This is a genomic window from Streptomyces sp. A01, from assembly GCF_059026195.1.
On the sequence record NZ_JBWLKN010000133.1, the window covers coordinates 1 to 426 of the forward strand.

Genomic DNA, 426 nt, shown 5'->3' on the forward strand with positions numbered 1-426 from the left:
GGTGCCGTGCTCGGAGGTGCTGGAGCCGTTGGCGCCCGGTCAGGTGCGGATCGAGGTGCGTGCGGCGGGGGTGAACTTCCGTGATGCGTTGGTGAGTTTGGGTATGGCGCCGGGGCAGAGCGGTATTGGCAGTGAGGGTGCGGGTGTGGTGGTTGCGGTGGCCGCTGATGTGTCTTCGGTGGTTGTTGGTGATCGGGTGATGGGTTTGTTCGACGGGGCGTTTGGTCCGGTGGCTGTGGCTGATGCCCGGATGGTCATAGGTGTTCCGGAGGGTTGGGGGTGGCGGGAGGCGGCGGCGGTGCCGGTCGTGTTTTTGACGGCGTGGCTGGGGTTGGTGGACCTGGCGGGGTTGCGGGCGGGGGAGTCGGTGCTGGTTCATTCCGCGACGGGTGGGGTGGGTTCGGCGGCGGTGCAGGTCGCCCGGTA

Annotated in this window: 1 protein-coding gene; it reads left to right on the forward strand. The window is 68.1% G+C overall.

What is annotated here, in order from left to right; translation table 11 throughout:
* On the forward strand, nt 1-426 hold a 426-nt coding region (locus tag AC5P1B_RS35875), incomplete at both ends, for an alcohol dehydrogenase catalytic domain-containing protein (RefSeq protein WP_493892225.1).